At 66.6% G+C, this 26,124-nt stretch carries 27 protein-coding genes and 2 tRNA genes; 21 read left to right on the forward strand and 8 right to left on the reverse strand.

Features of this window, described 5'->3' with window-relative positions; all coding sequences use genetic code 11:
- The first annotated feature begins 164 nt into the window (after positions 1-164).
- From tolB to K0H49_RS22960, 9 genes are all read left to right on the forward strand, one after another.
- Positions 165-1,406 (forward strand): Tol-Pal system beta propeller repeat protein TolB, encoded by a 1,242-nt coding sequence (gene tolB / locus K0H49_RS22920; RefSeq protein ID WP_257625078.1) that lies wholly within the window; start codon positions 165-167, stop codon positions 1,404-1,406.
- Between the two features lie 19 nt (positions 1,407-1,425).
- Positions 1,426-1,950 (forward strand): peptidoglycan-associated lipoprotein Pal, encoded by a 525-nt coding sequence (gene pal, locus K0H49_RS22925; RefSeq protein ID WP_219217427.1) that lies wholly within the window; start codon positions 1,426-1,428, stop codon positions 1,948-1,950.
- Positions 1,950-2,705 (forward strand): tol-pal system protein YbgF, encoded by a 756-nt coding sequence (ybgF, locus tag K0H49_RS22930; RefSeq protein ID WP_374122404.1) that lies wholly within the window; start codon positions 1,950-1,952, stop codon positions 2,703-2,705. Before pal ends, ybgF begins: the two co-directional genes overlap by 1 nt.
- 15 nt (positions 2,706-2,720) lie before the next feature.
- Positions 2,721-3,536 carry a tRNA threonylcarbamoyladenosine dehydratase gene (locus K0H49_RS22935; protein WP_219217431.1) on the forward strand — a complete coding sequence of 272 codons (816 nt, stop codon included), beginning with the start codon at positions 2,721-2,723 and terminating at the stop codon, positions 3,534-3,536.
- Between the two features lie 59 nt (positions 3,537-3,595).
- Positions 3,596-3,671: transfer RNA gene (locus K0H49_RS22940), tRNA-Lys, on the forward strand.
- Positions 3,672-4,358: 687 nt separating this feature from the next.
- Positions 4,359-5,321 (forward strand): OmpA family protein, encoded by a 963-nt coding sequence (locus K0H49_RS22945; protein ID WP_219217433.1) that lies wholly within the window; start codon positions 4,359-4,361, stop codon positions 5,319-5,321.
- A gap of 70 nt (positions 5,322-5,391) precedes the next feature.
- Positions 5,392-5,778 (forward strand): hypothetical protein, encoded by a 387-nt coding sequence (locus K0H49_RS22950; protein ID WP_219217435.1) that lies wholly within the window; start codon positions 5,392-5,394, stop codon positions 5,776-5,778.
- A 651-nt stretch (positions 5,779-6,429) separates the two neighbouring features.
- On the forward strand, positions 6,430-6,957 hold the full coding sequence (locus tag K0H49_RS22955) for a GAF domain-containing protein (protein WP_219217436.1): 528 nt from the start codon (positions 6,430-6,432) through the stop codon (positions 6,955-6,957).
- 368 nt (positions 6,958-7,325) lie between these two features.
- Positions 7,326-7,892, forward strand: coding sequence for a GAF domain-containing protein (locus K0H49_RS22960; RefSeq protein ID WP_219217438.1), 567 nt, complete (start codon positions 7,326-7,328; stop codon positions 7,890-7,892).
- A gap of 47 nt (positions 7,893-7,939) precedes the next feature.
- Here K0H49_RS22960 and K0H49_RS22965 read toward each other — a convergent pair whose 3' ends face one another.
- Together K0H49_RS22965 and K0H49_RS22970 are read right to left on the reverse strand one after the other, a co-directional pair.
- The gene (locus K0H49_RS22965; RefSeq protein ID WP_219217439.1) at positions 7,940-8,644 is read right to left on the reverse strand and encodes an alpha/beta hydrolase family protein; all 705 of its coding nucleotides are present in this window, start codon (positions 8,642-8,644) and stop codon (positions 7,940-7,942) included.
- Positions 8,645-8,659: 15 nt separating this feature from the next.
- Positions 8,660-8,908: a DUF2934 domain-containing protein gene (locus K0H49_RS22970; protein ID WP_219217441.1), complete on the reverse strand. Its 249-nt coding sequence runs from the start codon at positions 8,906-8,908 to the stop codon at positions 8,660-8,662.
- Between the two features lie 180 nt (positions 8,909-9,088).
- Here K0H49_RS22970 and K0H49_RS22975 point away from each other — a divergent pair, with 180 nt between their 5' ends.
- The 5 genes from K0H49_RS22975 (at position 9,089) to K0H49_RS22995 (ending at position 12,410) form a co-directional block, all read left to right on the forward strand.
- The gene (locus tag K0H49_RS22975; protein WP_219217443.1) at positions 9,089-9,256 is read left to right on the forward strand and encodes a hypothetical protein; all 168 of its coding nucleotides are present in this window, start codon (positions 9,089-9,091) and stop codon (positions 9,254-9,256) included.
- Positions 9,256-9,450 (forward strand): hypothetical protein, encoded by a 195-nt coding sequence (locus tag K0H49_RS22980; protein WP_219217444.1) that lies wholly within the window; start codon positions 9,256-9,258, stop codon positions 9,448-9,450. The genes K0H49_RS22975 and K0H49_RS22980 overlap by 1 nt, the downstream gene beginning before the upstream one ends.
- 38 nt (positions 9,451-9,488) lie before the next feature.
- Entirely contained in the window at positions 9,489-9,719 is a 231-nt protein-coding gene (locus tag K0H49_RS22985) for a hypothetical protein (protein WP_219217446.1), read from the forward strand.
- A 162-nt stretch (positions 9,720-9,881) separates the two neighbouring features.
- Positions 9,882-10,646 carry an SDR family NAD(P)-dependent oxidoreductase gene (locus K0H49_RS22990; protein ID WP_219217448.1) on the forward strand — a complete coding sequence of 255 codons (765 nt, stop codon included), beginning with the start codon at positions 9,882-9,884 and terminating at the stop codon, positions 10,644-10,646.
- Between the two features lie 45 nt (positions 10,647-10,691).
- The gene (locus K0H49_RS22995) at positions 10,692-12,410 is read left to right on the forward strand and encodes a thiamine pyrophosphate-dependent enzyme (protein ID WP_219217450.1); all 1,719 of its coding nucleotides are present in this window, start codon (positions 10,692-10,694) and stop codon (positions 12,408-12,410) included.
- Positions 12,411-12,455: 45 nt separating this feature from the next.
- Here the strand turns inward: K0H49_RS22995 and K0H49_RS23000 are convergent, their stop codons facing one another.
- The 4 genes from K0H49_RS23000 to K0H49_RS23015 all read right to left on the reverse strand — a co-directional run bounded on the left by K0H49_RS23000 (position 12,456) and on the right by K0H49_RS23015 (position 14,375).
- On the reverse strand, positions 12,456-12,737 hold the full coding sequence (locus K0H49_RS23000) for a hypothetical protein (RefSeq protein ID WP_219217451.1): 282 nt from the start codon (positions 12,735-12,737) through the stop codon (positions 12,456-12,458).
- A 128-nt stretch (positions 12,738-12,865) separates the two neighbouring features.
- A tRNA-Ser gene (locus K0H49_RS23005) sits at positions 12,866-12,955 on the reverse strand.
- Positions 12,956-12,991: 36 nt separating this feature from the next.
- A complete protein-coding gene (locus K0H49_RS23010; protein ID WP_183026839.1) occupies positions 12,992-13,921 on the reverse strand; it encodes an SPFH domain-containing protein in 930 nt (309 codons plus the stop codon).
- Positions 13,922-13,949: 28 nt separating this feature from the next.
- Positions 13,950-14,375 (reverse strand): NfeD family protein, encoded by a 426-nt coding sequence (locus tag K0H49_RS23015; RefSeq protein WP_219217454.1) that lies wholly within the window; start codon positions 14,373-14,375, stop codon positions 13,950-13,952.
- Between the two features lie 108 nt (positions 14,376-14,483).
- On the opposite strand from K0H49_RS23015, the gene K0H49_RS23020 reads away from it, so the two are divergent.
- Positions 14,484-16,781, forward strand: a complete 2,298-nt coding sequence (locus tag K0H49_RS23020; protein ID WP_219217456.1) for an Orn/Lys/Arg decarboxylase N-terminal domain-containing protein — start codon at positions 14,484-14,486, stop codon at positions 16,779-16,781.
- Between the two features lie 9 nt (positions 16,782-16,790).
- Here the strand turns inward: K0H49_RS23020 and K0H49_RS23025 are convergent, their stop codons facing one another.
- Positions 16,791-17,642, reverse strand: a complete 852-nt coding sequence (locus tag K0H49_RS23025) for a DNA ligase (protein ID WP_219217458.1) — start codon at positions 17,640-17,642, stop codon at positions 16,791-16,793.
- Between the two features lie 24 nt (positions 17,643-17,666).
- Positions 17,667-18,449: an enoyl-ACP reductase FabI gene (gene fabI / locus K0H49_RS23030; protein WP_219217460.1), complete on the reverse strand. Its 783-nt coding sequence runs from the start codon at positions 18,447-18,449 to the stop codon at positions 17,667-17,669.
- A 106-nt stretch (positions 18,450-18,555) separates the two neighbouring features.
- On the opposite strand from fabI, the gene K0H49_RS23035 reads away from it, so the two are divergent.
- From K0H49_RS23035 to rimP, 6 genes are all read left to right on the forward strand, one after another.
- Positions 18,556-20,322 (forward strand): extracellular solute-binding protein, encoded by a 1,767-nt coding sequence (locus K0H49_RS23035; protein ID WP_257625080.1) that lies wholly within the window; start codon positions 18,556-18,558, stop codon positions 20,320-20,322.
- A 22-nt stretch (positions 20,323-20,344) separates the two neighbouring features.
- Positions 20,345-21,358: a microcin C ABC transporter permease YejB gene (locus K0H49_RS23040; protein WP_219217463.1), complete on the forward strand. Its 1,014-nt coding sequence runs from the start codon at positions 20,345-20,347 to the stop codon at positions 21,356-21,358.
- Between the two features lie 7 nt (positions 21,359-21,365).
- Positions 21,366-22,430 carry an ABC transporter permease gene (locus K0H49_RS23045; protein WP_219217465.1) on the forward strand — a complete coding sequence of 355 codons (1,065 nt, stop codon included), beginning with the start codon at positions 21,366-21,368 and terminating at the stop codon, positions 22,428-22,430.
- On the forward strand, positions 22,427-24,055 hold the full coding sequence (locus tag K0H49_RS23050) for an ABC transporter ATP-binding protein (RefSeq protein ID WP_219217467.1): 1,629 nt from the start codon (positions 22,427-22,429) through the stop codon (positions 24,053-24,055). The genes K0H49_RS23045 and K0H49_RS23050 overlap by 4 nt, the downstream gene beginning before the upstream one ends.
- A 20-nt stretch (positions 24,056-24,075) precedes the next feature.
- Positions 24,076-25,281 carry a YbfB/YjiJ family MFS transporter gene (locus tag K0H49_RS23055; RefSeq protein ID WP_219217469.1) on the forward strand — a complete coding sequence of 402 codons (1,206 nt, stop codon included), beginning with the start codon at positions 24,076-24,078 and terminating at the stop codon, positions 25,279-25,281.
- Positions 25,282-25,460: 179 nt separating this feature from the next.
- Entirely contained in the window at positions 25,461-26,108 is a 648-nt protein-coding gene (gene rimP / locus K0H49_RS23060; protein ID WP_219217471.1) for a ribosome maturation factor RimP, read from the forward strand.
- Positions 26,109-26,124 lie beyond the last annotated feature (16 nt).

Here is a 26,124-nt window from a genome sequence, read left to right on the forward strand (position 1 = left end):
TGGCCGGCGCAATGTGTACCATCGCGGTTTGCCGACGCCCGGTAGAAACCCTCGGTGAAACTTTGTCGCCGAAAACCTCTCCGAACTGCATGAAAAAGCTGTTGCCCGTTCTCGCCCTGCCTCCTTCTTCATCATTCAATGCCCGTCGCGCCCTGGTTGCGGCCATGGCTGCCTCCCCCCTGGTTCCCGCATTGGCCCAGTTCCGGGTCGAGGTGTCGGGCGTGGGCCTGACGCAATTGCCGATCGCGCTGGTGCCGTTCAAGGGCCAGGACGCGTCGCCGCAGAAGATTTCCGCCATCGTGCAGGCCGACCTCGAGCGCAGCGGCCAGTTCCGCGGTGTCGATGCCTCGGGCCAGGCGCTCGACGAAGCCTCGCGCCCCGACCTGACGCTGTGGCGTCAGCGCACCGCCGATTCGCTGGTCGTGGGCAGCGTGAGCAAGCTCGCCGATGGCCGCTTCGACGTGCGCTTTCGCCTCTGGGACGTGGTGCGCGGCCAGGACCTGGGTGGCCAGAGCTACACCGTGCCGCAGGGCGACCTGCGGCTTGCCTCGCACCGCATCGCCGACTACGTCTATGAAAAGCTGACCGGCGAGAAGGGCATCTTCTCGACCCGCATCGCCTACGTGACCAAGAGCGGCAGCCGCTACAACCTGTGGGTGGCCGATGCCGACGGCGAGAACTCCCAGGCCGCGCTGGCCAGCCCCGAGCCCATCATCTCGCCCGTCTGGTCGTCCAACGGCACGCAGCTGGCTTACGTGTCCTTCGAGTCGCGCAAGCCGGTGGTGTACGTGCACAACGTCTCGACCGGCCAGCGCCGGCTGCTGGCCAATTTCCGCGGCTCCAACAGCGCGCCGGCCTGGGCGCCCGATGGCAACTCGCTGGCCGTCACGCTGAGCCGCGATGGCGGCTCGCAGCTCTACACGATCCCGGCCAGCGGTGGCGAGCCGCGCCGGCTCACGCAGAGCAACAGCATCGACACCGAGCCGGTGTTCTCGGCCGACGGCAGCACGATCTACTTCGTGAGCGACCGCGGCGGTGCCCCGCAGATCTACAAGATGGGCGCCAGCGGAGGCGCGCCGACGCGCGTCACCTTCAGCGGCACTTACAACATTTCACCTTCTGTCAGCGGGGATGGCCGGTGGTTGGCCTACATTTCCCGCGTAGGCGGTGCCTTCAAACTCCACGTGATGGAGTTGGCAACCGGCAACGTGACAGCCATCACCGATACCTCGGCCGACGAAAGCCCGAGCTTTGCCCCCAACAGCAAACTCCTCGTCTATGCGACGCAGCTGCAAGGCCGCGAAGCACTGATGACGACCACGTTGGACGGGAAAATCAAGGCACGGCTTGCTGGCCAGGCAGGCGACATCCGGGAACCGGACTGGGGTCCGTTCCAAAAGCAATGATTCACTTGAGGAGTTCGAAATGTTGAAACGTACGCTCTATTCGCTGGCCATCGTGGCCCTGATTGCTGGTTGCTCTTCGGGCACCAAGCTGAACGACACCCCCGTGGTGGACAGCACTGGCGGGGCCGGCCAAGGCTCCGGCAGCGGCGGTGCCGCCAGCGGTGTGGCGCCTGTCACCATCGATCCGAACGCGCAGAACGCGGCCGGCCCGGTGGGTGTCGCACGCATCGTGTTCTTCGACTACGACAGCTACACGGTCAAGCCCGAGTACCAGGCGCTGATCGACGGCCATGCGCGCTTCCTGAAGGCCAATGCCCAACGCCGCATCTCGATCGAAGGTCATACCGACGAACGCGGCGGCCGCGAGTACAACCTGGCCCTGGGCCAGAAGCGCTCGGAAGCCGTGCGTCGCGCGCTGAACCTGCTGGGTGTCAACGACAACCAGGTCGAGGCCGTGAGCTTCGGCAAGGAAAAGCCCGCTGCGCAAGGTTCCGGTGAGTCGGTCTGGGCGCAGAACCGCCGCGCCGAGATCACCTACCGTTGATGATGCGCAGTCGTCTAGGCTTGCGCAGCGCCGCGCTGGCGGCTGCGTTGGTCTGCATGTCCTTCGGTGCCAACGCTGCGTTGTTTGAGGATGACGAGGCGCGCCGCGCCATCCTCGATTTGCGCCAGCGGGTGGAAGCCATGCGCACGCAGACCGACCAGCGGCTCACCGAGGACAACGCGCAGCTGCGCCGCAGCCTGCTCGACCTGCAGAACCAGATCGAAGCCATGCGCGGCGACATGCAACGCATGACCGGGCAGAACGAGCAACTGGCGCGCACCATCTCCGAACTCCAGCAGCGCCAGACCGACATCGACGACCGCATCAAGAAGAGCGAGCCGGCGAAGGTCGCGGTGGACGGGCGCGAGTTCACGGCCGACCCCAAGGAAAAGGCCGACTTCGATGCGGCGCTCGGCGTGTTCCGCGGCGGGCAGTTTGCCCAGGCGCAGACTGCCTTTGCCGAGTTCGTGAAGCGTTATCCGCAGAGCGGCTACAACCCGTCGGCATTGTTCTGGCTGGGCAACGCCCAATACGCGACCCGCAACTACAACGAAGCGATCGCCAATTTCCGCTCGATGCTGTCGCTGGCGCCCGATCATGCGAAGGCCCCCGAGGCCGTGCTGTCGATCGCCAACTGCCAGATCGAACTGAAGGACACGCGCGCCGCACGGCGCACGCTGGAAGACCTCACCAAGGCCTATCCGCAGTCCGAAGCCGCCCAGGCAGGCCGCGAGCGGCTGTCGCGCCTGAAGTAGGGCGGACTGCTGCCCATGGACCACGCCGGGCCGGTGCTCGCCCCTGTCGATGACGTCGATGCGGCGCGCCGCTTCGGCGGGCTCGAGCGCCTCTACGGCGTGCAGGGTGCACGCCGCATTCGCGAGGCGCACGTCCTGGTGGCCGGCATCGGCGGCGTGGGCTCCTGGACCGTCGAGGCCCTGGCGCGCAGCGGTGTCGGCCGGCTGACGCTGGTCGACCTCGACCACATCGCCGAATCCAACATCAATCGCCAGATCCACGCCCTGGCCTCGACCGTCGGCCAGGCCAAGGTGACGGCCATGCGCGAGCGCATCGCGCAGATCAACCCGGACTGCCAGGTGCTGGCGCTCGACGACTTCGTCGAGCCCGACAATTGGCTCCAACTGGTGGCTGCCGCCGAGCAGGCCAGCGGCCCCTTGAGCGCGGTCATCGATGCCTGCGACCAGGTGCGCGCGAAGGTGGCGATGGCCGCCTGGGCACGCGTCACGCGCACGCCCTTCGTCACGGTCGGTGCGGCCGGCGGCAAGCGGCATGCGCACCGTGTCGAGATCGAGGATCTGTCGCTGACCACGCACGACCCCTTGCTGGCCCAGCTGCGCAATCGCCTCCGCAAGGAGCACGGTGCGCCGCGCGAAGGCAAGAAGATCGGCGTCGCCTGCGTGTTCAGCCGCGAGAGCGTGGCGCCCCCCGATGCGTCCTGCGCGATCGTCGACGGCGACGGTTCGCTCAACTGCCACGGCTACGGTTCGGTGGTCAGCGTGACCGCGACCTTCGGTCAATGCGCAGCTGGATGGGTGATGGACAAAATCGCCTCAAACCTCGCGCTATAATCGCAGGCTTTGCTGGATACGAAGCCTGCAAAAATACCAAGATCGATGCGAATCGATCCGGGACGTTAGCTCAGTTGGTAGAGCAGCGGACTTTTAATCCGTTTGTCGTGGGTTCGACCCCCGCACGTCCCACCATCATTTTCTCGTTGCGCTGCTTGACTTCCTTTGCTACGGACTCAAGAGCGCAACTTGCGGAACGCACCTAATTCCGCAATTCCCGGCTCGTAACGCAACGGCCGGACTTTTCTCTCACCCTTGTGACGCATTCGGTTCGCTGTCATGCCTTCGGTCGCATGACCGAGCAGTGACTGCGCGCCGGGTGTTGTGCACTCATCGTCGAGTTCGGTCGCGGCCTTCGCGCGCAAGTCAGGAAACGGGAAGTCCGCCTTTGGATTGCGCGCGCGAGTGGGTTGTCTGGCATGAGTGGCTGGACGGAGCGGCCGAACAGGGCAAGGCGCCGATTCGCCTCGCGCCGGTCGAGATATTCAACGCTGGGCGGGGGGAGCCTGAACGAGACCCGCATTGCCGACTGCGCCGTAGCGGCTTGCTGTGGCCTGCAATCTTGCAGGGATGGCCTGTCTCGCTGAAGCACCGCCGCACGCGGAGCCCGACGGTCTCGACGCCCCGATCCAAAACCGAGCTTTCAAACTGGCCCCCCTTTCGCGGGACGCCGATGTCGCGAGGCAACTTGGATCTCACGCCCCAAGGGATCCTGGTTGGAGTGACTAAAGTCATCCCGCCCCTTTCCCCTCGCCCCTAGAATTTTCGTAGAGCGCCGCACCTGCGACGACAGCCACAGCCTTCACGAAACCCTCAGGACACATGCATCCGATCCATCGCCTCATCCTCTCGGCCTGTGCGGCCCACGCACTGTTCGCCAGCCCATGGGCGGTCGCAGCGGACGCGGCCGGCGCGAAGGACCATCCCTTGCTCAGCCGCTTCAAGGGCGCGGCGATCCTGGACTACAAGGTCAGTGCGTTCGATGAAGCCGTCTTGCCCGCCAAGGCGATTCTTGCGGTCGACAAGATCGGCGCGGGCGAGCTCGCGAAGGTCGAGGGGAAGATCACCCGCATCGGCTACGCCATCGAGGGCGAGAAGACCGCGCTGGAGGTGATGCGCAACTACGAGCAGGCGTTGAGCCGCGGCGGCTTCCAGACGGTGTTCCAGTGCGCAGCGGACGCGTGCGGCCGGGACATGGGCGGCTATCTCGCCAACAGCGCAAGGGTGATGCCGGCGGGCTTCGCGGCGAGCTTCGACGAGAAGAATCGCTACCTGCTCGCTCGGCGGTCGGGCCCCGAGGGCGATGTGCATGTGCTGCTGTGGGTGGTGGAAGACCCCGCCAACAAGCGGACACTCGTCTACCAGCAGATCGTCGAGGGTCGACCCATGGCCACTGGGCAGGTGAGCGTGCTCAGCGCGTCGGAGTTGAAGAAGGGCCTCGATGCCGACGGCCGGGTCGCCATCTACGGCGTCTACTTCGACACGGCCAAGGCCGATGTGAAGCCGGAGTCCCGGCCGTCGCTCGACGAGATGGCCCGGCTGCTCGCGGCAAACCCCGCGCTGCGCGTCTACGTTGTCGGCCACACGGACAACCAGGGCGGGCTCGCCGCCAACCTCGAACTCTCGCAACGGCGCGCCGACGCGGTGATCAAGGCGCTGGCGGCGCTGAAGATCGATCCACAGCGCATGGTGGCCAAGGGCGTTGCATCGCTCGCGCCGCTCGGCAGCAACATGAACGATGCCGGGCGCGCGCGCAATCGACGGGTCGAATTGGTGCAGCAGTAGATGCCGCGGTGAAGAACGTTGGCGAGAGGGGTGTCGGGCCCATGGCTGCCCTTGTTCAGGCCCCCCCGCGATGCGCCTGGCGCCGGTCGAGGCGTTCGAAACGGCGCCAGGTGAGGGCGCGTGGCCCTCAACGTCAGGCAACGTGCCGGCGTTCCACTCGCAACAGGCGGTCGCCTCCCTCTCTGCTGGTGAAAAACTTCACGCCGCGTGGCTGCGGCCGAAGGAGGATGAAACCGTTTTCAAGGCGACTGCGTACAGCAGGGTCCAGGAAGAACAGATGACCTATACCCAAATTTTCGCAACCTTGGCTTTGGTTGCCTTGTTCATTGCAGGCATTCGCTTGCGAAGGCGGCAGGCAAAGCGCCTGAACGCCAGACTGTCCGAGCGGGTCGAGCTCACCCAATCGGTGCTCGATGCATTGAATCAAAGCCAGCCATCCGGACGGCGAAGACGCTGACGGCTTCCTTCACACGGCCCACAGCGTGGCACGCGCAATGAACAGCCGGCTCGCTCAGAATGCCAGCAGGGGAAATCGCCCAAGGATGGCCGACAGCCGCGTCACGCCGACCGACCGCACGCGCATTCGATGTTTCCGGTCCTGTTCCTGGAGCCACGCCGCCGCGGTCGGTTGCCGGGTGCCTTCCTCTGCGGACAGGGCTTGGATGCGGGCAATCTTCTCTAGGCGGCGTGACATCTGCGCAGTGTGTTGTAAGAAGACACGCGTCCGTGTAAGGGAAAGGCCCGGCGACAGCAGGACTCTTGCGTGGTCGCTGCCACAGGGCCTTCGTCGGTGCGCATCGGCGAGAGGCTACGCGGGATGGGGTGACGACACTAGAGCCGAAAAACGAAACCCATCACCAGCGTTGCGATGAAAGCCGCCAGAAATACCCTTCGCTCCCTGGCAAGCTGAGCGGGCGAGTCTTGTGTGAATGAACCTCTCTCCGCCTCCAAGAACCGCATCCCGTATCCCCTTTTTGATACTGAAGAGTGCCTCAGCGTGCGGCCGCCAGATGTAGGCGCTTTTCCAGTGCGACCGTCCTGCTGTCCACGCCCTCGTCGAGGAAGAGGGCGCAAGTGATTTGTCGCTGGTCTCGGGATACCATGGCCCATGCCCACTGCCTCAACGCCCTCGACGGCGCCTTCGACACCGCCCCCACTGAGCCCCGAAGCGCGCGCAGCCTTCGCTGATTTTGTGGTCACGCTGAGGAGCGACGGCCTGCGTCCAGCGCTCGCGAAGCTGGCGAGACGCTCCGACTTTCGCTTCATCGGCATTTGGCGTTTCAAGGACGGGAAGGCCAACGCAGCCGTGCACTATGACCGCGAGGACCCGTCGGTCGAGACGGCGTCCGAGGTTGCGGACACCGCGACGTACTGCTGCTACGTCCGCGAAAGCGGTGAACCGTTCAAGACCCCCAACGCGATGGTGGACGAGCGCCTCGCTCGGCATCCTGCTCGGCAGGCCGTGCTGAGCTACTCGGGGGTTCCGGTGCTGGACAACGCGGGGCAGGTGGTTGGCACGCTCTGCCACTACGACCTGGTTCCCCGTGACACCAGCCAGGTCGACATTCCCCTGATGCTGAGCGTTGCGAGCTATCTCTCCTTGGGTGGACACGTGCCGCCCTATCCCGAGGGCTGAGTTCCCGGAAGTGCTGCGCGCACGGTGCCGGCTTGAACCAGGCACAAACGATTTCGCAAATCCCCGAGTGGAAGGCCGCTGGCAGTGCGATGCCGGTGGATTGAGGCTGGCGGCCGCTGAAGACGGCCGTCGACCATCTCGACATGAACGGCGACACCTGCGAGGCAGATCGGGTGGCCCTGCCTGGCCGATGCCTGCGCCGGCCGTGGCGCTGCTGATTGCGTCGATGGACCGACAGCCTGGGTCATAGAGAGAACTATTGCGTGACAACGATGTGATGACTTCCTTGAAAGTCACCTAGAAAGACCTTTTTCGGCAGCGAAAGCATGCATCGGACGTCTTCCAACGCTTACGATCCGCGCCTGCCCATGACCACCGCCGCGCCCGCCCACCCCGCACCAGCGCCCGAACACGGCCGCGATGCGGGCGTGCACCTGGTCTCCGCCGATGCCGCTTTTCTTGCGGGAGAAGTCTCGGTGGCGCGTGCGGTCGGCGAACTGCTGCAGGTCGTGCGCGAATCGATGCAGCTGGAAGTCGTCTTCGTGGGGAAGATCGCCCAGGGGCGACGGTTCTTCAGCTATGTCAGCTCGTCGCTGGCCAAGCCGCCCATCGAACACGGCGCCTCGAACGCGCTCGAAGAGACCATCTGCCAGCGCATTCTGGACGGCCGCTTGCCGGCATGGATTCCCAGCGTCCAGGCCATCGCGGAAGGGCAGGGGCTGTCGGCCGACCACAAGGCGCTGGCCGCGCATATCGGCGTCCCCGTGCACCTGCCCGACGGTCGGCTCTATGGAATGCTGTGCGGCTTCAACCTCCAGGCGAACACGACCCTCGATGCGCGCGACGTCAAGCGCCTGGAGATTGCCGCAACCGCTGCGGCCCGGCTGCTGTCGCAAGCCGATGGCAGGGAAGAAGGCACCGAGACCCGGCGCTGACCGGACGCGCCCAGGAACAGCGGCGGTCCAGCGCCAGCACGGCGCGCTCAGGCCGGCGAAGGGCGGATGCGCCAGGCCTGCGTCCAGAGGGCCCATCCATCCAGGACCTCGTCGAGGACGTCCTCGTCGTTCCGCCCGCTGCGCTTGAGCACGTGGAACGTGTGATCCGCCTCTGCGATGTCGAAACGGGACGCCATGGCGCCCAGCTGCGCCATCACCGGATCGAACTGCGGGGCCTCCGCCAACGCGTCACGCGTCCCACGGATGAAGAGCATCGGGATGTCGATCGAGGCCAGGTGCTGCGCACGTACCGTGCCGGGTTGGCCCGAGGGGTGCAGCGGGAAACCAAGAAAGATCAGGCCGGCGACACCAGGCAAGGGCGCGATGGCCTGCGCCTGCGAGGTCATGCGCCCGCCGTACGACTTGCCCCCGGCAAACAGCGGCAGCGGCCCCCAGAGCGAAGCCGCTGCGGCAACGGCCGCGCGCACGGCGGCGTGGGCGACGGGGGCGGCATCGACGCGCCGTCGGGCCGCCTGCATGTAGGGGAACTGGTATCTCAGGCACGCGATGTGCCGCTCGGCCAGGCCTTGTGCGACCGCCGTCATGAAGGGATGGGCCATGCCCGCGCCTGCGCCGTGTGCGAACACGAAGGCCGCCTCGGCCCGAGGCGGCCGTGTCGCCTCCGCGGAAACGGTGTCACCTGCGTCGGTGGTGATCTCCAGTCTTTCAACGCTGCTCGTCCGGGCTTGCATGCCGCTCCTGTCTGCTCACGTACGCTTTCCGTCAGATGCGGCCTCCGCCGCCTCGATCTCTGCCTCCGCGGCAAGCCAATCCTCGACCTCATGGCCGCTTTCCGCGCCACGGTCCTGGTAGCGGGCATAGGCGGCGTCCCGTATCAGCGCTTCGCGGCCTGCCGATTCATGCGCGCGCGGGGGCGCCGCGGGTCGATTTTCCCCGGTCGGGGGAGGGGCTTCTGCATCACCCGCTTCGTTGCCTTCGTTGCGCTTTTCGCTCATGGGCTTCTCCTGGAGTTGAAGCCAAACCCTATGCCTGCGCCGTAAAGATGCAAGAGGAGGGCGCGCCGCCTTGGTCGCTGCACCTCCTCGAACGTGGCGACACGGCAGGCGCGCGCAATTCCTACAGGGTCGGCGCAGTCGACCGAGGTAGCGTGAGCCATCAACCAGGAGACGCACACCATGCCATTGACAACCCCGCAAGACGAGAACGCCGTGACCGAAGAACGGGTGGCGCAGGCGCGCACCGAGGCAGAACTTCGATTGGAGCAGATCGACCTCGAAGAAGCGCATGCCGCCGGAAACACCGAACCGGTCGCGTCCACCGTGGCCGCGGAGAAGGTGCATTGATGCCGACCCCCGACAAGCTGACCGAGGCCCACGAGGCCTGGAAGCGCGCGAACGACGAACACGCCGAGATGATGCGCAGCGTCACGTCGGGCGCCAGGCTCGACGCCGAGGCGATGACGCTGAAGGTCGGTGAACTCGACGTGCTGCATGCCACCTGGATGGACATGGCGATGCGGCGCGACGGGAGCGCCTAGTGGCCTCGCCAGATGCAGAAGGTCATCCCTTCGACGCCATGGACGAGTTCCGGCATGACGGGTGGGTTTTCCTGTGCAGCGCCGAACAGCTGCCGGATGGCAGCTTTCACGCGACGGTGCGCTACCGCGTGCCGCCCACGAACGACATCCGGACGCTCCAACTCGATCAGCAGCGATTTTCCGTGGCCTCGGAGGCGGTGCTTCGGGCCCGGGAATTGGCGGTGCAGTGGGTGGCGGACCGCTCCGGTGACGGGCGTGGCGAAGGCTAGGGACGTTCGGCGCGCCAGACAGGTGAGCGCATGAAGACGGCCAGCCGCCCCGGCCGGTCCAAGGCATCGGCTTTCTCCCACACCGATGCCGCTGCGGGCTGACACGCGCGGCATGCGCGCCGGCGCAGAGTCGCGCTTTTCACATCGCCCCGGAGCCCCAGCATGCAGCGTTTCACGGACAAGGTCGTCATCGTCACGGGGGCCGGCAGCGGCATCGGAGAGGCCACCGCGAGGCGCTTCTCGCAGGAAGGCGCCAGCGTGGTGCTGGCCGGTGACCACCGGGCCAAGCTCGAGCAGGTGGCGCAAGACCTCCCGCCGGAGCGCACGCTGGTCAAGGTGACCGACGTGTCGAAGTACCGGCAGGTGCAGGCGCTGGTGGATGCCACCGTCAAGCGCTTCGGCGCGCTGCACGTGCTGTTCAACAACGCCGGCATCGCCATCGACGGCAACGTCACCGAGGCGCCACTGGACGGTTGGGACCGGATCATGGCGATCAACGCGGGCGGCGTGTTCCACGGCTGTCGTGCGGCCATGCCGCACCTGATCGCGAGCAGGGGCTGCATCGTCAACACCGGCTCGGTCTCGGGCCTGGGGGGCGACTGGGGCATGGCGCTCTACAACGCCTCCAAGGGCGCGATCGTGAACCTCACCAAGGCGCTGGCGCTCGACCACGGAAAAGACGGCGTGCGCATCAACGCCGTGTGCCCGAGCCTCACCTTCACCCCCATGACCGCGGACATGAAGAAGGACCGCAAGCTCATGGCGAAATTCCGCGAGCGCATCCCGCTGGGCCGCGGCGCCGACCCGTCGGAGATCGCGGCGGTGGTCGCCTTCCTGGCCAGCGACGACGCGAGCTTTGTTTCCGGCGTCGCGCTGCCGGTCGACGGCGGCCTGAGCGCGTCCAACGGCCAGCCGAACATGGCCTGAAGACGCCGCTGCCCCACACCACCCCACTCACAAGGAAATCCCTCCATGGCCCACCGCAAAGTCGCCGACCTCGTCATCGAAACCCTGCAACACGCCGGCGTCAAGCGCTGCTACGGCATCGTCGGCGACACCCTCAACCATGTCACCGATGCCATCCGGCGCAGCGAGATCGAATGGGTGCACGTGCGCCACGAAGAGGCCGCGGCCTTTGCTGCCGGCGCGGAGTCGTACCTGTCGGGCGAACTCACGGCCTGCGCCGGGTCGTGCGGACCGGGTGGGCTGCACTTCATCAACGGGGTGTTCGAGGCCAACCGCAACCGCGCGCCGATGGTGCTGATCGCGAGCCAGATCGTGACCACCGAACTCGGCATGGACTTTCCGCAGGAGGTGGACTTCAAATCGCTCTACGCCGGCTGCAGTGTGTTCTGCGCGCAGGTGCATTCGGCCGACCAGGCGCAGCGCGTGACGGCCCTGGCGGCGCAGGCCGCGCTCTCGCGCCGCGGCGTGGCGGTGGTGATCCTGCCGAGCGACATCGCGCAGACCGAGGTCAAGGAGGGCCTGACCTTTGCCGTGCACCGTGCCGCGCCCGTGGTGCGGCCCAACGACGCCGAACTCGCCCAACTGGCCGACTTGATCGGCAAGGGCCAGAAGATCGCCATCTACGCCGGCCATGGCTGCGAGGGCGCGCACCGGATGCTGCTGGCGCTGGGCCAATGCCTGAAGGCGCCGATCGCCCACACCTCGCGCGCCAAGGATTTCGTGGAGTACGACAACCCCTTCAACATGGGCATGACCGGCATCTTCGGCGTGGAGTCGGGCTACCGTGCGCTGCAGGAGTGCGACACCTTGCTGCTGCTGGGCGCCGATTTCGCATGGAGCCAGTTCTATCCCTCGAAGGCCACCATCCTGCAGATCGACACCGACGGCAGCCACCTGGGGCGGCGCCATCCGGTCGCGCTGGGGCTGGTGGGCGACGTGGCCCACACCATCGAAGCGCTGATCCCGCTGCTCGAGGAGCGCACCGACCGCAGCTTCCTCGACGCGTGCCTGCGCCATCGCAAGGATGCGGTTGACACGCTGCGCCGCGACGAGCGGCCGGGCAAGGAAGGGCTGATCCACCCGCAGCACCTCACGCACATCCTCGACGAGTTGGCGTCAGACGACGCGATCTTCACGGCCGACGGCGGCAGCCCCATGGTGTGGTCGCTGCGGCACCTGCACATGAACGGCCGGCGCCGCACGCTGGTGAGTCTGCTGCACGGCACCATGGCCAACGCGATGCCGCAGGCGCTGGGCGCGCAGAAGGCCTATCCGGGCCGGCAGGTGATCTCGCTCTCGGGCGACGGCGGCATCGCGATGCTGCTGGGCGACCTGATGACGGCGGTGCAGGAGAAGCTGCCGATCAAGGTGGTGGTCTACAACAACGCCAGCCTGAACTTCGTCGAGCTCGAGCAGAAGGTCGAAGGACTGCTCGACAACTACACCGACCTGCTGAACCCGGACTTCGCGCGCCTGGCCGAGGTGATCGGCTTCTACGGCCAGAAGGTCGAACGCGCGGAGCTGCTGCCCGACGCGGTGCGCGCCTTCCTGGCCCACCCGGGACCGGCGCTGCTGGACGTGAAGGTCAACCGCACCGAGCTCGTGATGCCGCCCAAGGTGGAGTTCAGCCAGGTCGCGGGCACGATGCTGTACTCGGCCAAGGCCGTGCTGAGCGGCCGCTCGGGCGACGTGGTCGACCTGCTGAAGGAAAACTTCACCGAGTGAGGACCGGCCGCTTCAGCCTGACGAAGCTGTCGCTCGACGAACCTGTCAGCCGGCCCGTTTCTCGACCTCTCGAGCCAGCGCCTCATTGACCTTGGCCAGCTCCTGTGCCGACTGCGCCAATTGCTTCTCGAGCTGGTTGGCGTGTTCGATGGCCTGCGCGACGTCGCCGACCTGGACGTGGTCGGGCAGTTCCTGCTCGAGCACGGTGGCGACCACTGCCAGATCCTCGGACGCGCTCTGCACCTCGGCGGCGATCGCCTGGTTCTTCTCGAGCGTGCGGCCAAGTGGCGCCGTGCCCGTGGAGGGGGCGTGGGATGGGGAGGACATGGGTGCCATGGTAGCAATTCGGCCGTCGGCGGGGGAGGGCCACGTTCCGTGAAGGGCAAAAAAAAGGCCCCGTGAGGGGCCTTCATGAACTTGCTGTGTCCAGGTGGAAGGTCTGGACATCATTTTTTTGGCGGAGCAGGCGGGATTCGAACCCGCGGAGGGTTTTACCCCTCACACGCTTTCCAGGCGTGCGACTTAAACCGCTCATCCACCGCTCCGCGAAGCCTCAGATTGTAGCAGTTTGAAAGGGCGTTTCAGCTCGATGCCGCGGGTTTGCCTGCCTGCACCATGCGCATCGCCGACGCGATCAGCGCCGCGGTCTCGCTCATGTTGCTCGGCACGATCAGCGTGGTGGTCGCATCGGCGGCCACCTTGCCGTAGGCGTCGACGGCGCGCTCGGCCACCTTGAGTTGCACCGCCTGCTCGCCGCCGGGCTGGCGGATGGCGGCGGCCACGCGTTCGATGGCACCGGCAGTGGCTTCAGCCACCGCGGTGATGGCCGCGGCCTCGCCCTGCGCGTTGTTGATCTGGGCCTGCTTCTCGCCTTCGGAGCGGGCAATGAAGGCCTCGCGTTCACCGGTGGCGATGTTGATCTGTTCCTGGCGACGGCCTTCCGACGCGGCGATCAGGGCGCGCTTGCCGCGCTCGGCGGTGATCTGTGCCTGCATGGCCAGCAGGATTTCCTTCGGCGGCGTCAGATCCTTGATTTCGTAGCGCAGCACCTTCACACCCCAGTTCAGGGCGGCTTCGTCGATGGCCGCCACGACCTGCGCGTTGATGATGTCGCGTTCCTCGAAGGTCTTGTCGAGTTCGAGCTTGCCCACCACGCTGCGCAGCGAGGTCTGCGCCAGCTGCGTCACGGCCACGATGTAGTTCGACGAACCGTAGCTCGCACGCATCGGGTCGGTCACCTGAAAGTACAGGATGCCGTCGACCTGCAGCTGCGTGTTGTCGCGCGTGATGCAGATCTGGCTGGGCACGTCGAGCGGGATTTCCTTCAGGCTGTGCTTGTAGGCCACCTTGTCGATGAAGGGGATCAGGAAGTTGGCACCGGGCGTCATGGTGCTGTGGTACTTGCCGAGGCGCTCACGCACCCAGGCGTTCTGCTGCGGCACGAACTTGACCGATTGGCTGATGAACAGAATGGCGATGACCAGAATGACCAGAGGTACTGCGAAATCCATAGGGATGCTCCTTTTCGGGGGTTTGCTGCTAAATCTTGGTGACGACGAGGCGGCTGCCCACGACTTCGACCACACGGTGTTCACCGGTCTGCAGGTCGGTGCCGGCCTTCGCCACCGCCGTCCACTGCGCGCCGCGGTAGCGCACGGAGGCGGTGCCGTCCGGGTTCCAGGCCTCGACGTGGACGCTCTGTCCGATGTCGAGGTTGCCCCCGCGGTTGGCCTGCGCGGGCAAGCGCGCCACGCGACGACGCTTGATCAGGTACCAGCCCAGGACCGCGCCCACGCCGACCGCCGAAGCCACGATGAGCTGCGTGATCACGCTGGCGCCCAGGTGGCCTGCGATGGCGGCGGCAGCGAAGCCGGTGGCCAGCAGCAGCAGGTAGACGGTGCCGGACAACAGCTCGACCACGATGGTCGCCCCCGCGATCAGCCACCAGATGGTGGAACTCTCCATACAGCCTCCTTTGTGTCGTATCCACCCCATTCTGCGATACCTGTATCAGCACTTGTCTTTTGAATTCCTTACACTTCGCGCCTCTTCTCCCTGTCCGAGCCCCTGCACATGAAATTTCGCTTCCCGATCGTCATCATCGACGAGGACTTCCGCGCCGAGAACACCTCGGGTCTTGGCATTCGCGCGCTGGCGCAAGCCATCGAGAGCGAGGGCTTCGAAGTGCTGGGCGTCACCAGCTACGGCGACCTGTCGCAGTTTGCCCAGCAGCAAAGCCGCGCGAGCGCCTTCATCCTGTCGATCGACGACGAGGAATTCACGCCCGGCCCGGACCTCGATCCGGCCGTGCTGAGCCTGCGCAGCTTCATCGAGCAGGTGCGGCGCAAGAACGCCGAGGTGCCGATCTACATCTACGGCGAAACGCGCACCTCGCGCCACATCCCGAACGACATCCTGCGCGAACTGCACGGCTTCATCCACATGTTCGAGGACACCCCCGAATTCGTGGCGCGCCACATCATCCGCGAGGCCAAGAGTTACCTCGAAGGCGTGCAGCCGCCGTTCTTCAAGGCGCTGATCGACTACGCGGAAGACGGCTCGTACTCGTGGCACTGCCCGGGTCACTCGGGCGGCGTGGCGTTCCTCAAGAGCCCCGTGGGCCAGATGTTCCACCAGTTCTTCGGCGAGAACATGTTGCGCGCCGACGTCTGCAACGCCGTGGAAGAGCTCGGCCAGCTGCTCGACCACACCGGCCCGGTGGCGGCCAGCGAACGCAATGCAGCGCGCATCTTCAATGCCGACCATTGCTTCTTTGTGACCAACGGCACCAGCACCAGCAACAAGATGGTCTGGCACCACACGGTGGCGCCCGACGACGTGGTGGTGGTGGACCGCAACTGCCACAAGTCGATCCTGCACGCGATCATCATGACCGGCGCGATCCCGGTCTTCATGAAGCCCACGCGCAACCATTTCGGCATCATCGGCCCGATCCCCAAGAGCGAGTTCGAGCAGAGCGCGATCAAGGCCAAGATCAAGGCCAACCCGCTGCTGGCGGGCGTCGATCCCGACAAGGTCAAGCCGCGCGTGATGACGCTCACGCAGTCGACCTACGACGGCGTGATCTACAACACCGAGACCATCAAGAACATGCTCGACGGCTACGTCGACACCTTGCACTTCGACGAAGCCTGGCTGCCGCACGCCGCCTTCCACCCGTTCTACGGCGCCTACCACGCGATGGGCAAGAACCGGGTGCGGCCCAAGGAATCGCTGGTGTTCTCGACCCAGTCGACGCACAAGCTGCTGGCCGGCATCAGCCAGGCCAGCCACGTGCTGGTGCAGGACTCGCAGAACCGCGCGCTCGACCGCGACCTGTTCAACGAGGCCTACCTGATGCACTCGTCGACCAGCCCGCAGTACGCGATCATCGCGAGCTGCGACGTGGCCGCGGCCATGATGGAGCCGCCCGGCGGCACCGCGCTGGTGGAGGAGAGCATCCTGGAGGCGCTCGACTTCCGCCGTGCGATGCGCAAGGTCGAGGCCGAGTTCGGCAAGGACGAGTGGTGGTTCAAGGTCTGGGGTCCCGAGAAGCTGGTCGACGAAGGCATCGGCCGCGCCGAGGACTGGATCATGAAGGGCGAGGGCAGCACCGACAGCAAGGCCAAGAGCGCGAAGCGCAACTGGCACGGCTTCGGCAAGCTGGCCGATGGCTTCAACATGCTCGACCCGATCAAGTCGACCATCGTGACCCCCGGCCTGGACCTGCAGGGCAAGTTCGCCGAGACCGGCATCCCGGCCAGCGTGGTGACCAAGTTCCTGGCCGAGCATGGCGTGATCGTGGAGAAGACCGGCCTCTACAGCTTCTTCATCATGTTCACCATCGGCATCACCAAGGGCCGCTGGAACACGCTGCTCACGGCGCTGCAGCAGTTCAAGGACGACTACGCACGCAACCAGCCGATGTGGCGCATCCTGCCGGAGTTCTGCCAGCAGCATCCGGGCTACGAGAAGCTCGGCCTGCGCGACCTGTGCCAGCACATCCACAAGCTGTACGCGCGCTACGACGTGGCGCGCCTCACGACCGAGATGTACCTGAGCGACCTGACGCCGGCCATGAAGCCCAGCGACGCCTTCGCCCACATCGCGCACCGCAAGACCGAGCGCGTGGAGATCGACCAGCTCGAAGGCCGCATCACCACCAGCCTGATCACGCCGTACCCGCCGGGCATCCCGCTGCTGATCCCGGGCGAAGTCTTCAACAAGAAGATCGTCGACTACCTCAAGTTCGCGCGCGAGTTCAACAAGGAGTGCCCGGGCTTCGAGACCGACATCCACGGCCTGGTGGCGCGCATCGACGAGACGGGCAAGAAGCGCTACTACGCGGACTGCGTGCGCCAGCAGGCCTGAGGCACGAACTCAGGGCCTCAGGTCGCCGCGCACGCGCAGGAAGCGGGCGAAGCGCGGCAGGCCCTTGGCGGTGGTGCCGTTGAAGCGGTAGCTGACCCAGCTGCCGACGGCCGGTGGATCGTCGCGCTGCGCGTCGCTGAAGCCGCCGCCCAGCTTGAAGCGGCGGCCGTCGGGCATCTCGACCATCAGCGCGCCCATGCGGCCCTCGTGGCGGCCCTTGCCGGGCAGGTGCGCGACGACCCGCGCATCGGCGTCCTCGTAGGGCTTGAGCTTGAGCAGGTCCTGGTTGCGCTCGGCGCGGTAGAGCGAGGCGCCGCGGTGCAGCACCAGGCCTTCGCCGCCCATCTTCACGACTTCCTTCATCTGCGCCAGCAGCGCGGCATGGGTGGTGGCGCGCTGCTGGGCCACCGGCAGCACCCAGGGTGCGGCAGGCAGCGGCAGCAGGCGGCGCAGCGCGGCCAGGCGCGTCGTGAAGTCGCCCGGCTCGGCGGGCAGGTCGAAGACCATGAAGCGCATCTCGCGCCAGGCCGCGTCGAGCGGCACCTGGCTGCGCACCGTGGAGGTCGCGAACTCGAAGCGGCCGCGGCCGGCCCAGAGCTCGCCGTCCATCGGCACGGCCGGCAGCGGGGCGGTGAACCAGGCCGGCGCCATCACGCGCTCGCCGCCGCGCGTCCAGAGCTGGCGGCCGTCCCAGTAGCCGCGCAGGCCGTCGTATTTCTCGCTGACCCAGTAGTCGTCGAGCGCGATGCCCTGCCGGTAGACCTCGGCCAGCATCAGCGCGGGCGCCGCCGCGAACACCGGCGAAGCGCAGCCCGCCCAGGCCAGCAGGCCCGTCAGCAGGAGGCTTCGGCGATCCGGCATCGCGCCGCTCGGCGTCGTCGGACGCTATTCCTGGATGCCGCCGACGACCTGGCTGAAGCCGCCGTCGACGTAGGTGATCTCGGCCGAGACGCCGCTGGCCAGGTCGCTCAGCAGGAAGGCTGCGACGTTGCCGACCTCTTCGATGGTCACGTTGCGACCGATCGGCGAGACCTCGGCCACGGCCGAGAGGATCTTGCTGAAGCCCTTGATGCCACTGGCCGCCAGGGTCTTGATCGGACCGGCGCTGATGCCGTTCACGCGCATGCCCTTGCTGCCCAGCGACTGCGCCAGGTAGCGCACCGAGGCCTCGAGGCTGGCCTTGGCCAGGCCCATGGTGTTGTAGTTCGGCATCGCGCGCTCGGAGCCCAGGTAGGTCAGCGTGAGCAGCGCCGACTTCTCGCGCAGGAAGGGCAAGGCGGCCTTGGCCATCGCGGGAAAGCTGTAGGCGCTGATGTCGTGCGCGATGCGGAAGCCTTCGCGCGACAGGCCTTCGAGGAAGTCGCCGGCGATGGCCTCGCGCGGCGCGAAGCCGATGCTGTGCACGAAGCCGTCGAATTGCGGCCAGGTCTGCGACAGGTCGGCGAACAGTTTCTCGATCTGCGCGTCGTCGCCCACATCGCAATCGAAAATCAGCTTCGAGTCGAAATCCGCGGCGAATTCGGTGATACGGTCCTTGAATCGCTCGCCGACATAGCTGAAGGCGAGCTCGGCGCCTTGTTCGTGACAGGCCTTGGCGATGCCATAGGCAATCGAGCGATTGCTCAATACGCCGGTAATCAACAGTTTTTTGCCGGAAAGAAAGCCCATGAAGTTGCCTTGTGAAAATCTTGGGCAGAATTCTCGCATGCGAGGTTGGCTGCTCCTGATATTGGCTTTCTTGGCGCCGCCCTCGTGGGCGGCGCACGGACTGGGCATGGGCTATGAACCCAAGTACCCGGCGTCCTTCACGCACTTCGACTACGTGAACCCCGATGCCCCCAAGGGCGGCGAACTCACGCTCTCGGCCAGCGGCAGCTTCGACAAGCTCAACCCCTTCACGCTGCGCGGCCGCCCGCCGGTCGGCATGGGCTACAGCGCCAACGGCTTCGTGTTCTCGGAATACGGATTGATCTTCGACTCGTTGATGACCCCCAGCGAGGACGAGCCCTTCTCGAACTACGGCCTGCTCGCACAGGACGCGGCGCTGGCGCCCGACCGCCTGAGCATCACCTTCAGGCTCAACCCCAAGGCCCGCTTCTCCGACGGCAGCCCGGTGCTGGCGCAGGACGTGAAGCACTCCTTCGACACGCTGATGAGCAAGCAGGCCGGGCCGACCTTCCGCTCGTACTGGGTCGACATCAAGGCGGCCGTGGTGGTCGACGATCGCACGGTGCGCTTCGACTTCAAGCGCCGCAACTCCGAGCTGCACATGATCATCGGCCAGCTGCCGGTGTTCTCGCGCGCCTGGGGCCAGGGCAAGCCCTTCGACCAGCTCGTGACCGAGCCGCCGATCGCGAGCGGCCCCTACGTGATCGACAAGGTCGACTTCGGCAAGTCCATCACCTACCGCCGGCGCGCCGACTACTGGGCGGCCGACCTGCCGGTGCGCAAGGGCATGTTCAATTACGGCAGCGTCAATTACCAGTACTTCAAGGACCGATTGGGCGAAGAGGAGTCGCTCAAGGCCGGTTCGCTCGACGCGCTGGAAGAGGTCTCCATCATCGCCTGGGTGCGCCGCTACAAGGGCCGGCGCTTCGATTCGGGCGAGCTCATGAAGGAAGAGATCTCGCACCGGCGCTTCACCGGCATGCAGGGCCTGGCCGTGAACCTGCGCCAGCCCCGCTTCGCCGACGCCCGTGTGCGCCAGGCGCTCGCGCTGGCCTTCGATTTCGACTGGCTCAATGCGCACCTGTTCTACGGCCGCCGTGCACGCACCCAGAGCTATTTCCAGAACAGCGACGACCTGATGGCGCAGCCGGTGATCAGCGCCGAAGAGCAGGTGCTGCTCGATGGTTTGAAGACGAAGCAGCGCTATCTGGACAACACCCATGGCGAACTGCCACGGCCGGCCACCACCGGCGACACCGCCGAAGGCCTGCGGCGCAACCTCGTGCGTGCCCAGGCCCTGCTGCGCGAAGCGGGCTGGACCTACCGCGACGGCGCGCTGCGCGATGCGGCCGGCACGCCGCTGTCGATCGACATCGACATCGCCGACCGCAGCTCGGAAACCGTGCTCGCGCCCTATGCGCGCAACCTGGGCAAGCTGGGCATCACGCTGCAGTACCGGCTGCGCGACGCCAGCCTGATCAAGAAGAAGCTCGACGATTTCGATTTCGACATGGCGATCAGCCTGCAGGGCGGCTCCTCGAGCCCGGGCAACGAGCTCTACGACGACTTCGGCTCGAAGGCCGCGGCCGAGAAGGGCAGCCAGAACCTGAGCGGCATCAGCGATCCGGTGATCGACGAGATCCTCGAACTGATCGTCGACAGCCCCGACCGCGCCTCGCTGGCGGCCGCGGCGCGGCTGCTCGACCGCTACCTGCTGCACCAGCACTACGTGACGCCGATGTACTACGGCAAGCAGTATTTCATGGCCCACAAGCAGTACCTGCGCCATCCCGAGGCCGCGCTGCCGCAGCGCCTGCTGGCCGGCTCGGCGCTGCTGACCATGTGGTGGATCGACCCATCGAAGAAGAAGTAGACCGAGACTCCGACCCCACCGCATGGCCGCCTACATCCTCCGACGCCTTCTCCTCATCATTCCCACCTTGCTGGGCGTGCTGATCCTCAATTTCGTGGTGGTGCAGTTCGTGCCCGGCGGGCCGGCCGAGCAGCTGCTCTCCCAGCTCAACGACAAGGAAAGCCGGGTTTCCGGCGGCCCCGCGGGCCGTTCGCTGGACCCGAAGCAGGTGGCCGAGATCAAGGCGCTCTACGGCTTCGACAAGCCCGCGCCCGAGCGTTTCTGGCAGATGCTGACCCAGTTCGCACGCTTCGACCTGGGCAAGAGCTTCTTCCAGAGCAAGGACGTCTGGGAGCTGATCAAGGAGAAGCTGCCGGTCTCGATCAGCCTGGGCCTGTGGACCTTCTTCATCAGCTACCTGATCGCGGTGCCGCTGGGCGTCGCGAAGGCGGTGCGGGCCGGCTCGAGCTTCGACTTCTTCACCACGCTGATCGTGCTGGTGGGCTATGCGATCCCGGGCTTCGTGCTGGGCGTGGCGCTGCTGGTGATCTTCGGCGGACAGTTGCAGTGGTTCCCGCTGCGCGGCCTGACCTCGCCCAATTGGGAGTCGCTGAGCTGGGGCGCGCGCATCACCGACTACCTCTGGCACATCACGCTGCCGGTGACGGCGATGGTGCTGGGCAGCTTCGCCGTCACGGCCATGCTGACCAAGAACTCCTTCCTCGAGGAGATCCGCAAGCAGTACGTGCTGACCGCGCGCGCCAAGGGGCTGTCGGAGCGGGCGGTGCTCTGGAAGCACGTGTTCCGCAATGCGCTGATCCCGATCATCACGGGCTTCCCGGCCGCCTTCATCGGCGCCTTCTTCACCGGCGCACTGCTGATCGAGACCCTGTTCTCGCTCGACGGCCTGGGCCTGCTGAGCTACGAGAGCGTGATCCGGCGCGACTATCCGGTGTTCCTCGGCACGCTCTACATCTTCACGCTCATCGGTCTGCTGACCAAGCTGATTTCCGATCTCTGCTACGTATGGGTGGATCCGCGTGTCAAGTTTGATTGAGACCCCCATGACGCCTGTGACGCCCGTTGTGGCGAGCGCGCCGACCACCTCGCTGAGCCCGGGCCGGCGTGCCTGGTTGCGTTTCAAGCGCAACCGGCTGGGCTTCTGGAGCCTCGCGGTGTTCAGCGTGCTGGTGGTGCTGAGCCTGTTCGCCGAGGTGCTGTCGACCGACCGCCCGCTGCTGCTGCGCTACGAGGGGCAGACCTATGTCCCGGTGCTGCGCGACTACCCCGAGACCACCTTCGGCGGCAACTTCGAGACGCCGACCGACTTTCTCGACCCCTTCATCCAGGAGCGCATCACGCGCGGCGACAACTGGGCGATCTACGCGCCCAACCGCTACGGTCCGCGCACGCTCAACTATTTCGCCAAGCAGCCCAACCCGGCGCCGCCCTCGAGCGAGAACCTGTTCGGCACCGACGACCGCGGCCGCGACCTGCTGGCCCAGCTGATCTACGGCTTCCGCGTGAGCGTGCTGTTCGCGCTGGCGCTGACCTTCATCGGTGTGCTGCTGGGTGTGGTCACGGGCGCGCTCCAGGGTTTCTTCGGCGGCAAGACCGACCTGGCTTTCCAGCGCTTCATCGAGATCTGGGGCGCGATGCCCGAGCTCTACCTGCTGATCATCTTCAGCGCGATCTTCAACCCCAGCGTGGCGCTGCTGCTGATCCTGCTGAGCCTGTTCGGCTGGATGGGCCTGTCGGACTATGTGCGCGCCGAGTTTCTGCGCAACCGCCAGATGGACTACGTGCGCGCCGCCCGCGCGCTGGGCGTGTCGAACCTGCAGATCATGCGGCGCCACATCCTGCCCAACAGCATGACGCCGGTCGTGACCTTCCTGCCCTTCCGCATGAGTGCGGCCATCCTGGCACTGACCTCGCTCGACTTCCTGGGCCTGGGCGTGCCGCCGGGCACGCCCTCGCTGGGCGAGCTGCTGAGCCAGGGCAAGGGCAACATCGATGCCTGGTGGATCTCGCTGTCGACCTTCATGGTGCTGGTCGTGACCCTGATGCTGCTGACCTTCATGGGCGACGCGCTGCGCGACGCCCTCGACCCCCGAAAGCTGGACCGATGAACGCATTGCTGGATGTTCAGGGTCTTCACGTGGCCTTCGGCGGCAAGCCGGTGGTGCACGGCATCGATTTCTCGATCGCGCCGGGCGAAAAGCTCGCGCTGGTGGGCGAGTCGGGTTCGGGCAAGACCGTGACCGCGCTGAGCCTGCTGCGGCTGGTGCAGAACGCCGACATCACGGGCGTGGCGCAATTCGCAGGCATGGCGGGCGCGGGGCAGGGCGCCGGCAAGAACGCCCCGCGCGACCTGCTCTCGATGCCCGAGCAGGCCCTGCGCGGCGTGCGCGGCAAGGAGATCGCGATGATCTTCCAGGAGCCCATGACCGCACTGAACGCGCTCTACACCGTGGGCGACCAGGTGGCCGAGGTGCTCGAGCTGCACGAGGGCCTCTCGAAGCGCGCCGCGCAGGAGGCGGCCGTGCAGCTGCTGGCCGACACCGGCATCGCCGAGCCGGCCCGGCGTGCGCGCGCCTTTCCGCACCAGCTCTCGGGCGGCCAACGCCAGCGCGCCATGATCGCCATGGCGCTGGCCTGCAAGCCGCGGCTGCTGCTCGCCGACGAGCCCACCACGGCGCTGGACGTCACGGTGCGTGCGCAGATCCTCGAGCTGCTCAGCGAACTGCAGCGCAAGCACGGCATGGCGGTGCTGCTGATCACCCACGACCTGAACCTGGTGCGGCGCTTCGCCGACCGGGTGGCGGTGATGGAGCGCGGCCGCATCGTGGAGCAGGGCGCCGTGGCCGAGGTCTTCGGCGCGCCGCAGCATGCCTACACCCGCAGGCTGATCGACAGCCGCCCGGTGCGCGACGTCGCGCCGGGCCGGACGGGCGCAGCGCCCGTGCTGTCGGCCCAGGCGCTGCGCGTGAGCTATCCCGTGCCGATCCCGGGCGTGCGTGGCTGGTTCCGCAAGGGCGCATTCGTGGCGGTGCAGGGGGCCGACTTCAGCATCGCGCCCGGCCAGACACTGGGCGTGGTGGGCGAATCGGGCTCGGGCAAGTCCACGCTCGCGCTGGCGACGTTGGGCCTGTTGCCGCACAGCGGCACCGTGGCCGTGGCGGGCCAGCGTTGGGGCCAGGGCCGCACCGAAGACCGGGCGCTGCGACGCACCATGCAGGTGGTGTTCCAGGATCCGTTTTCCTCGCTGTCGCCACGCATGACCGTCGAGCAGATCGTGGGTGAGGGTCTCACGGTCCATGCGCCCGAACTCGATGCGACCGAGCGCCGCGTGCGGGTGCTGGCGGCGCTGGCCGACGTCGGCCTGACCGAGACCCAGTTTCCCTCGTTGCTCGACCGCTATCCGCACGAGTTCTCAGGCGGGCAGCGCCAACGTCTGGCGGTGGCGCGCGCGCTGGTGGTCGATCCCCAGCTGCTGGTGCTCGACGAGCCGACCAGCGCGCTCGACGTCACGATCCAGAAGCAGGTGCTGGGCCTGCTGCAGCGGCTGCAGCGCGAGCGCGGCCTGGGCTACCTGCTGATCACCCACGACGTCGAGGTGATCCGGGCCATGGCGCACCAGGTGATCGTGATGAAGGACGGCGCCATCCTCGAGCACGGCCCGGTCGACCAGGTGCTCGACCAGCCCGAACATCCCTACACGCGCAAGCTGGTCGCGGCCGCGCTGGCCGACTGACGACAACTCTTCGCCGCACCATGTCGAATATCGGATACGACCGCCGCGGCGCCTGGCGCGCCGCCCTCGCGTGCATGGTCACGCTGGCGGTGGCCATGGGCCTCGGGCGCTTCGCCTTCACGCCCATGCTTCCGATCATGCTGCACGAGGGCAAGCTGGACCTGCAGAGCGGGGGCGTGCTGGCTTCGCTCAACTACCTGGGCTATTTCCTGGGGGCGGTGTCCTGCGCAGCGATCCGCCTGCGACCCGCCTTCATGGTCCGCAGCGGCCTGGTCGCGACCGCAGTGCTGCTGCTGGGCATGGGCCTGCTCAACGGATTCACGCTGTGGGGCGCGTTGCGCGGCGCGGCGGGCGTGGTGAGCGCCTGGACCTTCGTCTTCGCCTCGGGCTGGGGCCTGCGCCGGCTGGCCGAAACCGGTGCGCCGATGCTGGGCGGCGTGATCTACAGCGGCCCGGGCCTGGGCATCGCGGCGACCGGACTGCTCGGCGGTCTGACCGGCCGCTGGGGCTCCGACTGGGCCTGGATCGGCTATGGGCTGGTGGCGGTCGTGCTGATCGCAGTGATCTGGCGGATCTTCGACGACGGCGTGCCGGCCGCGACGGCGGCGGGCGGCGCGCCGCAGGTGCCGGCGCCGACCGCGCTCACGCCGGAGGCCCGCAACGATGCGCGCTGGCTGATCGCGCTGTACGGCCTGGCCGGCTTCGGCTACATCATCACTGCCACTTTCCTGCCGGTGATCGCACGCCAGGCGCTGCCGGGATCGCCCTGGCCGGATTTCTTCTGGCCGCTGTTCGGCCTGGCGATCGTTCCCGGCGCGCTGATCGGCGCACGCGCACCGCCCGAATGGGACAACCGGCTGCTGCTGGCCATCGCCTACGCGCTCCAGGCCGTCGGCGTGGTGCTGTCGGTGGCATGGCCGACCATCGCCGGCTTTGCGCTCGGCAGCCTGCTGCTGGGCATGCCCTTCACCGCCATCACGCTGTTCGCGGTGCGCGATGCGCGCCGTTTGCGCGGCAATGCGGCCGCCGGCCTGATCGGCTACGCGACGGCGTCCTATGGCGTCGGCCAGATCCTCGGGCCGCTGTTCGCTGCGCCTTTGGCACAGCGCACCGGCTCCTTTGAAGTGCCGCTGCTGGTCGCGGCCGCCGTTCTGGCGGTCGGTGCGATGCTTTTTGCATCGGTCTGGTGGCGTGCCCGAGCGAAAGCGCTGGCATTGGCCGGTTAAAGCCCCACACTTTTGAGCACTTTTGGGCATATAATCCAAGGCTCACGACCAAACGGGCGGGTACCAACCGCCCGTTTTTTATTGGGCGAAGCATTTCTCTCGAAGATTGGCAGGTGCACGGCGCAAAGAGCGGCCCGCATCGCAATTCAGAGAGCAACACCAAAGGCGCATTCAGACACGTGGCATTGCAGCAAACAGTGGAACAAACCGTAGCCGGACTTGGCTACGACCTGGTCGAGATCGAGCGGTCGGCCGGTGGCTTGCTGCGCGTCACGATTGATTTGCCCTGGACCGCCCCCACCTCGGAAGAGATCGCGGCCGGCATTCCCGAGCCCTACGTGACGGTGGAAGACTGCGAGAAGGTGACGCGCCAATTGCAGTTTGCGCTCGAGGTGGACGGTGCGGAATACAAGCGGCTCGAGGTGTCCTCGCCGGGTATCGACCGCCCCTTGCGCAATGAACAGGATTTTCAGCGTTTCGTCGGCGATGTGATCGACCTGACGCTCAAGGCGCCCATGGGCGCGGCGGCAGGCGGCCAGGTGTCGGCCAGCCGCAAGAAGTTTCGCGGCACGCTGGAGCGTGCCGACAGTGGTGGCTGGCAGATCGTCTGGAGCGATGCCCCCGAACCCAAACCTGGACAAAGAGTGAGCAAGAAGCGCGCGCCTGCACCGTTGCATGCGCTGGGCTTCACGCTGGACGAATTGCGCGAAGCGCGGCTTGCGCCGATCGTGGATTTCAAGGGGCGCAGGCCCAGAACCCTAGAGGGTTCGCTGGACAAGGCCCCCGAAGGCCTTTCGGACATTGGCGGCACGGAAGTGTCGGACTGACAAGAGGAGCGTAGTG

Source organism: Variovorax boronicumulans (genome assembly GCF_019352895.1).
GTDB classification, from domain to species: Bacteria; Pseudomonadota; Gammaproteobacteria; order Burkholderiales; family Burkholderiaceae_C; genus Variovorax; species Variovorax boronicumulans_A.

What these genes read in the sequence shown, in the direction of transcription:
- K0H49_RS23010 (WP_183026839.1), bottom strand. Translation starts at nt 13,921, where the DNA reads ATGGATTTCGCAGTACCTCTGGTCATTCTGGTCATCGCCATTCTGTTC.
- K0H49_RS23000 (WP_219217451.1), bottom strand. Translation starts at nt 12,737, where the DNA reads ATGTCCTCCCCATCCCACGCCCCCTCCACGGGCACGGCGCCACTTGGC.
- K0H49_RS22995 (WP_219217450.1), top strand. Translation starts at nt 10,692, where the DNA reads ATGGCCCACCGCAAAGTCGCCGACCTCGTCATCGAAACCCTGCAACAC.
- K0H49_RS23050 (WP_219217467.1), top strand. Translation starts at nt 22,427, where the DNA reads ATGAACGCATTGCTGGATGTTCAGGGTCTTCACGTGGCCTTCGGCGGC.
- K0H49_RS22970 (WP_219217441.1), bottom strand. Translation starts at nt 8,908, where the DNA reads ATGAGCGAAAAGCGCAACGAAGGCAACGAAGCGGGTGATGCAGAAGCC.
- K0H49_RS23045 (WP_219217465.1), top strand. Translation starts at nt 21,366, where the DNA reads ATGACGCCTGTGACGCCCGTTGTGGCGAGCGCGCCGACCACCTCGCTG.
- K0H49_RS22960 (WP_219217438.1), top strand. Translation starts at nt 7,326, where the DNA reads ATGACCACCGCCGCGCCCGCCCACCCCGCACCAGCGCCCGAACACGGC.
- K0H49_RS22965 (WP_219217439.1), bottom strand. Translation starts at nt 8,644, where the DNA reads ATGCAAGCCCGGACGAGCAGCGTTGAAAGACTGGAGATCACCACCGAC.
- ybgF (WP_374122404.1), top strand. Translation starts at nt 1,950, where the DNA reads ATGATGCGCAGTCGTCTAGGCTTGCGCAGCGCCGCGCTGGCGGCTGCG.
- K0H49_RS22985 (WP_219217446.1), top strand. Translation starts at nt 9,489, where the DNA reads ATGGACGAGTTCCGGCATGACGGGTGGGTTTTCCTGTGCAGCGCCGAA.
- K0H49_RS22945 (WP_219217433.1), top strand. Translation starts at nt 4,359, where the DNA reads ATGCATCCGATCCATCGCCTCATCCTCTCGGCCTGTGCGGCCCACGCA.
- K0H49_RS22980 (WP_219217444.1), top strand. Translation starts at nt 9,256, where the DNA reads ATGCCGACCCCCGACAAGCTGACCGAGGCCCACGAGGCCTGGAAGCGC.
- K0H49_RS23035 (WP_257625080.1), top strand. Translation starts at nt 18,556, where the DNA reads ATGGGCTATGAACCCAAGTACCCGGCGTCCTTCACGCACTTCGACTAC.
- tolB (WP_257625078.1), top strand. Translation starts at nt 165, where the DNA reads ATGGCTGCCTCCCCCCTGGTTCCCGCATTGGCCCAGTTCCGGGTCGAG.
- K0H49_RS23015 (WP_219217454.1), bottom strand. Translation starts at nt 14,375, where the DNA reads ATGGAGAGTTCCACCATCTGGTGGCTGATCGCGGGGGCGACCATCGTG.
- K0H49_RS22950 (WP_219217435.1), top strand. Translation starts at nt 5,392, where the DNA reads ATGCGCCTGGCGCCGGTCGAGGCGTTCGAAACGGCGCCAGGTGAGGGC.
- K0H49_RS23025 (WP_219217458.1), bottom strand. Translation starts at nt 17,642, where the DNA reads ATGCCGGATCGCCGAAGCCTCCTGCTGACGGGCCTGCTGGCCTGGGCG.
- K0H49_RS22955 (WP_219217436.1), top strand. Translation starts at nt 6,430, where the DNA reads ATGCCCACTGCCTCAACGCCCTCGACGGCGCCTTCGACACCGCCCCCA.
- K0H49_RS22935 (WP_219217431.1), top strand. Translation starts at nt 2,721, where the DNA reads ATGGACCACGCCGGGCCGGTGCTCGCCCCTGTCGATGACGTCGATGCG.
- K0H49_RS22975 (WP_219217443.1), top strand. Translation starts at nt 9,089, where the DNA reads ATGCCATTGACAACCCCGCAAGACGAGAACGCCGTGACCGAAGAACGG.
- K0H49_RS23055 (WP_219217469.1), top strand. Translation starts at nt 24,076, where the DNA reads ATGTCGAATATCGGATACGACCGCCGCGGCGCCTGGCGCGCCGCCCTC.
- K0H49_RS23020 (WP_219217456.1), top strand. Translation starts at nt 14,484, where the DNA reads ATGAAATTTCGCTTCCCGATCGTCATCATCGACGAGGACTTCCGCGCC.
- K0H49_RS22990 (WP_219217448.1), top strand. Translation starts at nt 9,882, where the DNA reads ATGCAGCGTTTCACGGACAAGGTCGTCATCGTCACGGGGGCCGGCAGC.
- pal (WP_219217427.1), top strand. Translation starts at nt 1,426, where the DNA reads ATGTTGAAACGTACGCTCTATTCGCTGGCCATCGTGGCCCTGATTGCT.
- fabI (WP_219217460.1), bottom strand. Translation starts at nt 18,449, where the DNA reads ATGGGCTTTCTTTCCGGCAAAAAACTGTTGATTACCGGCGTATTGAGC.
- K0H49_RS23040 (WP_219217463.1), top strand. Translation starts at nt 20,345, where the DNA reads ATGGCCGCCTACATCCTCCGACGCCTTCTCCTCATCATTCCCACCTTG.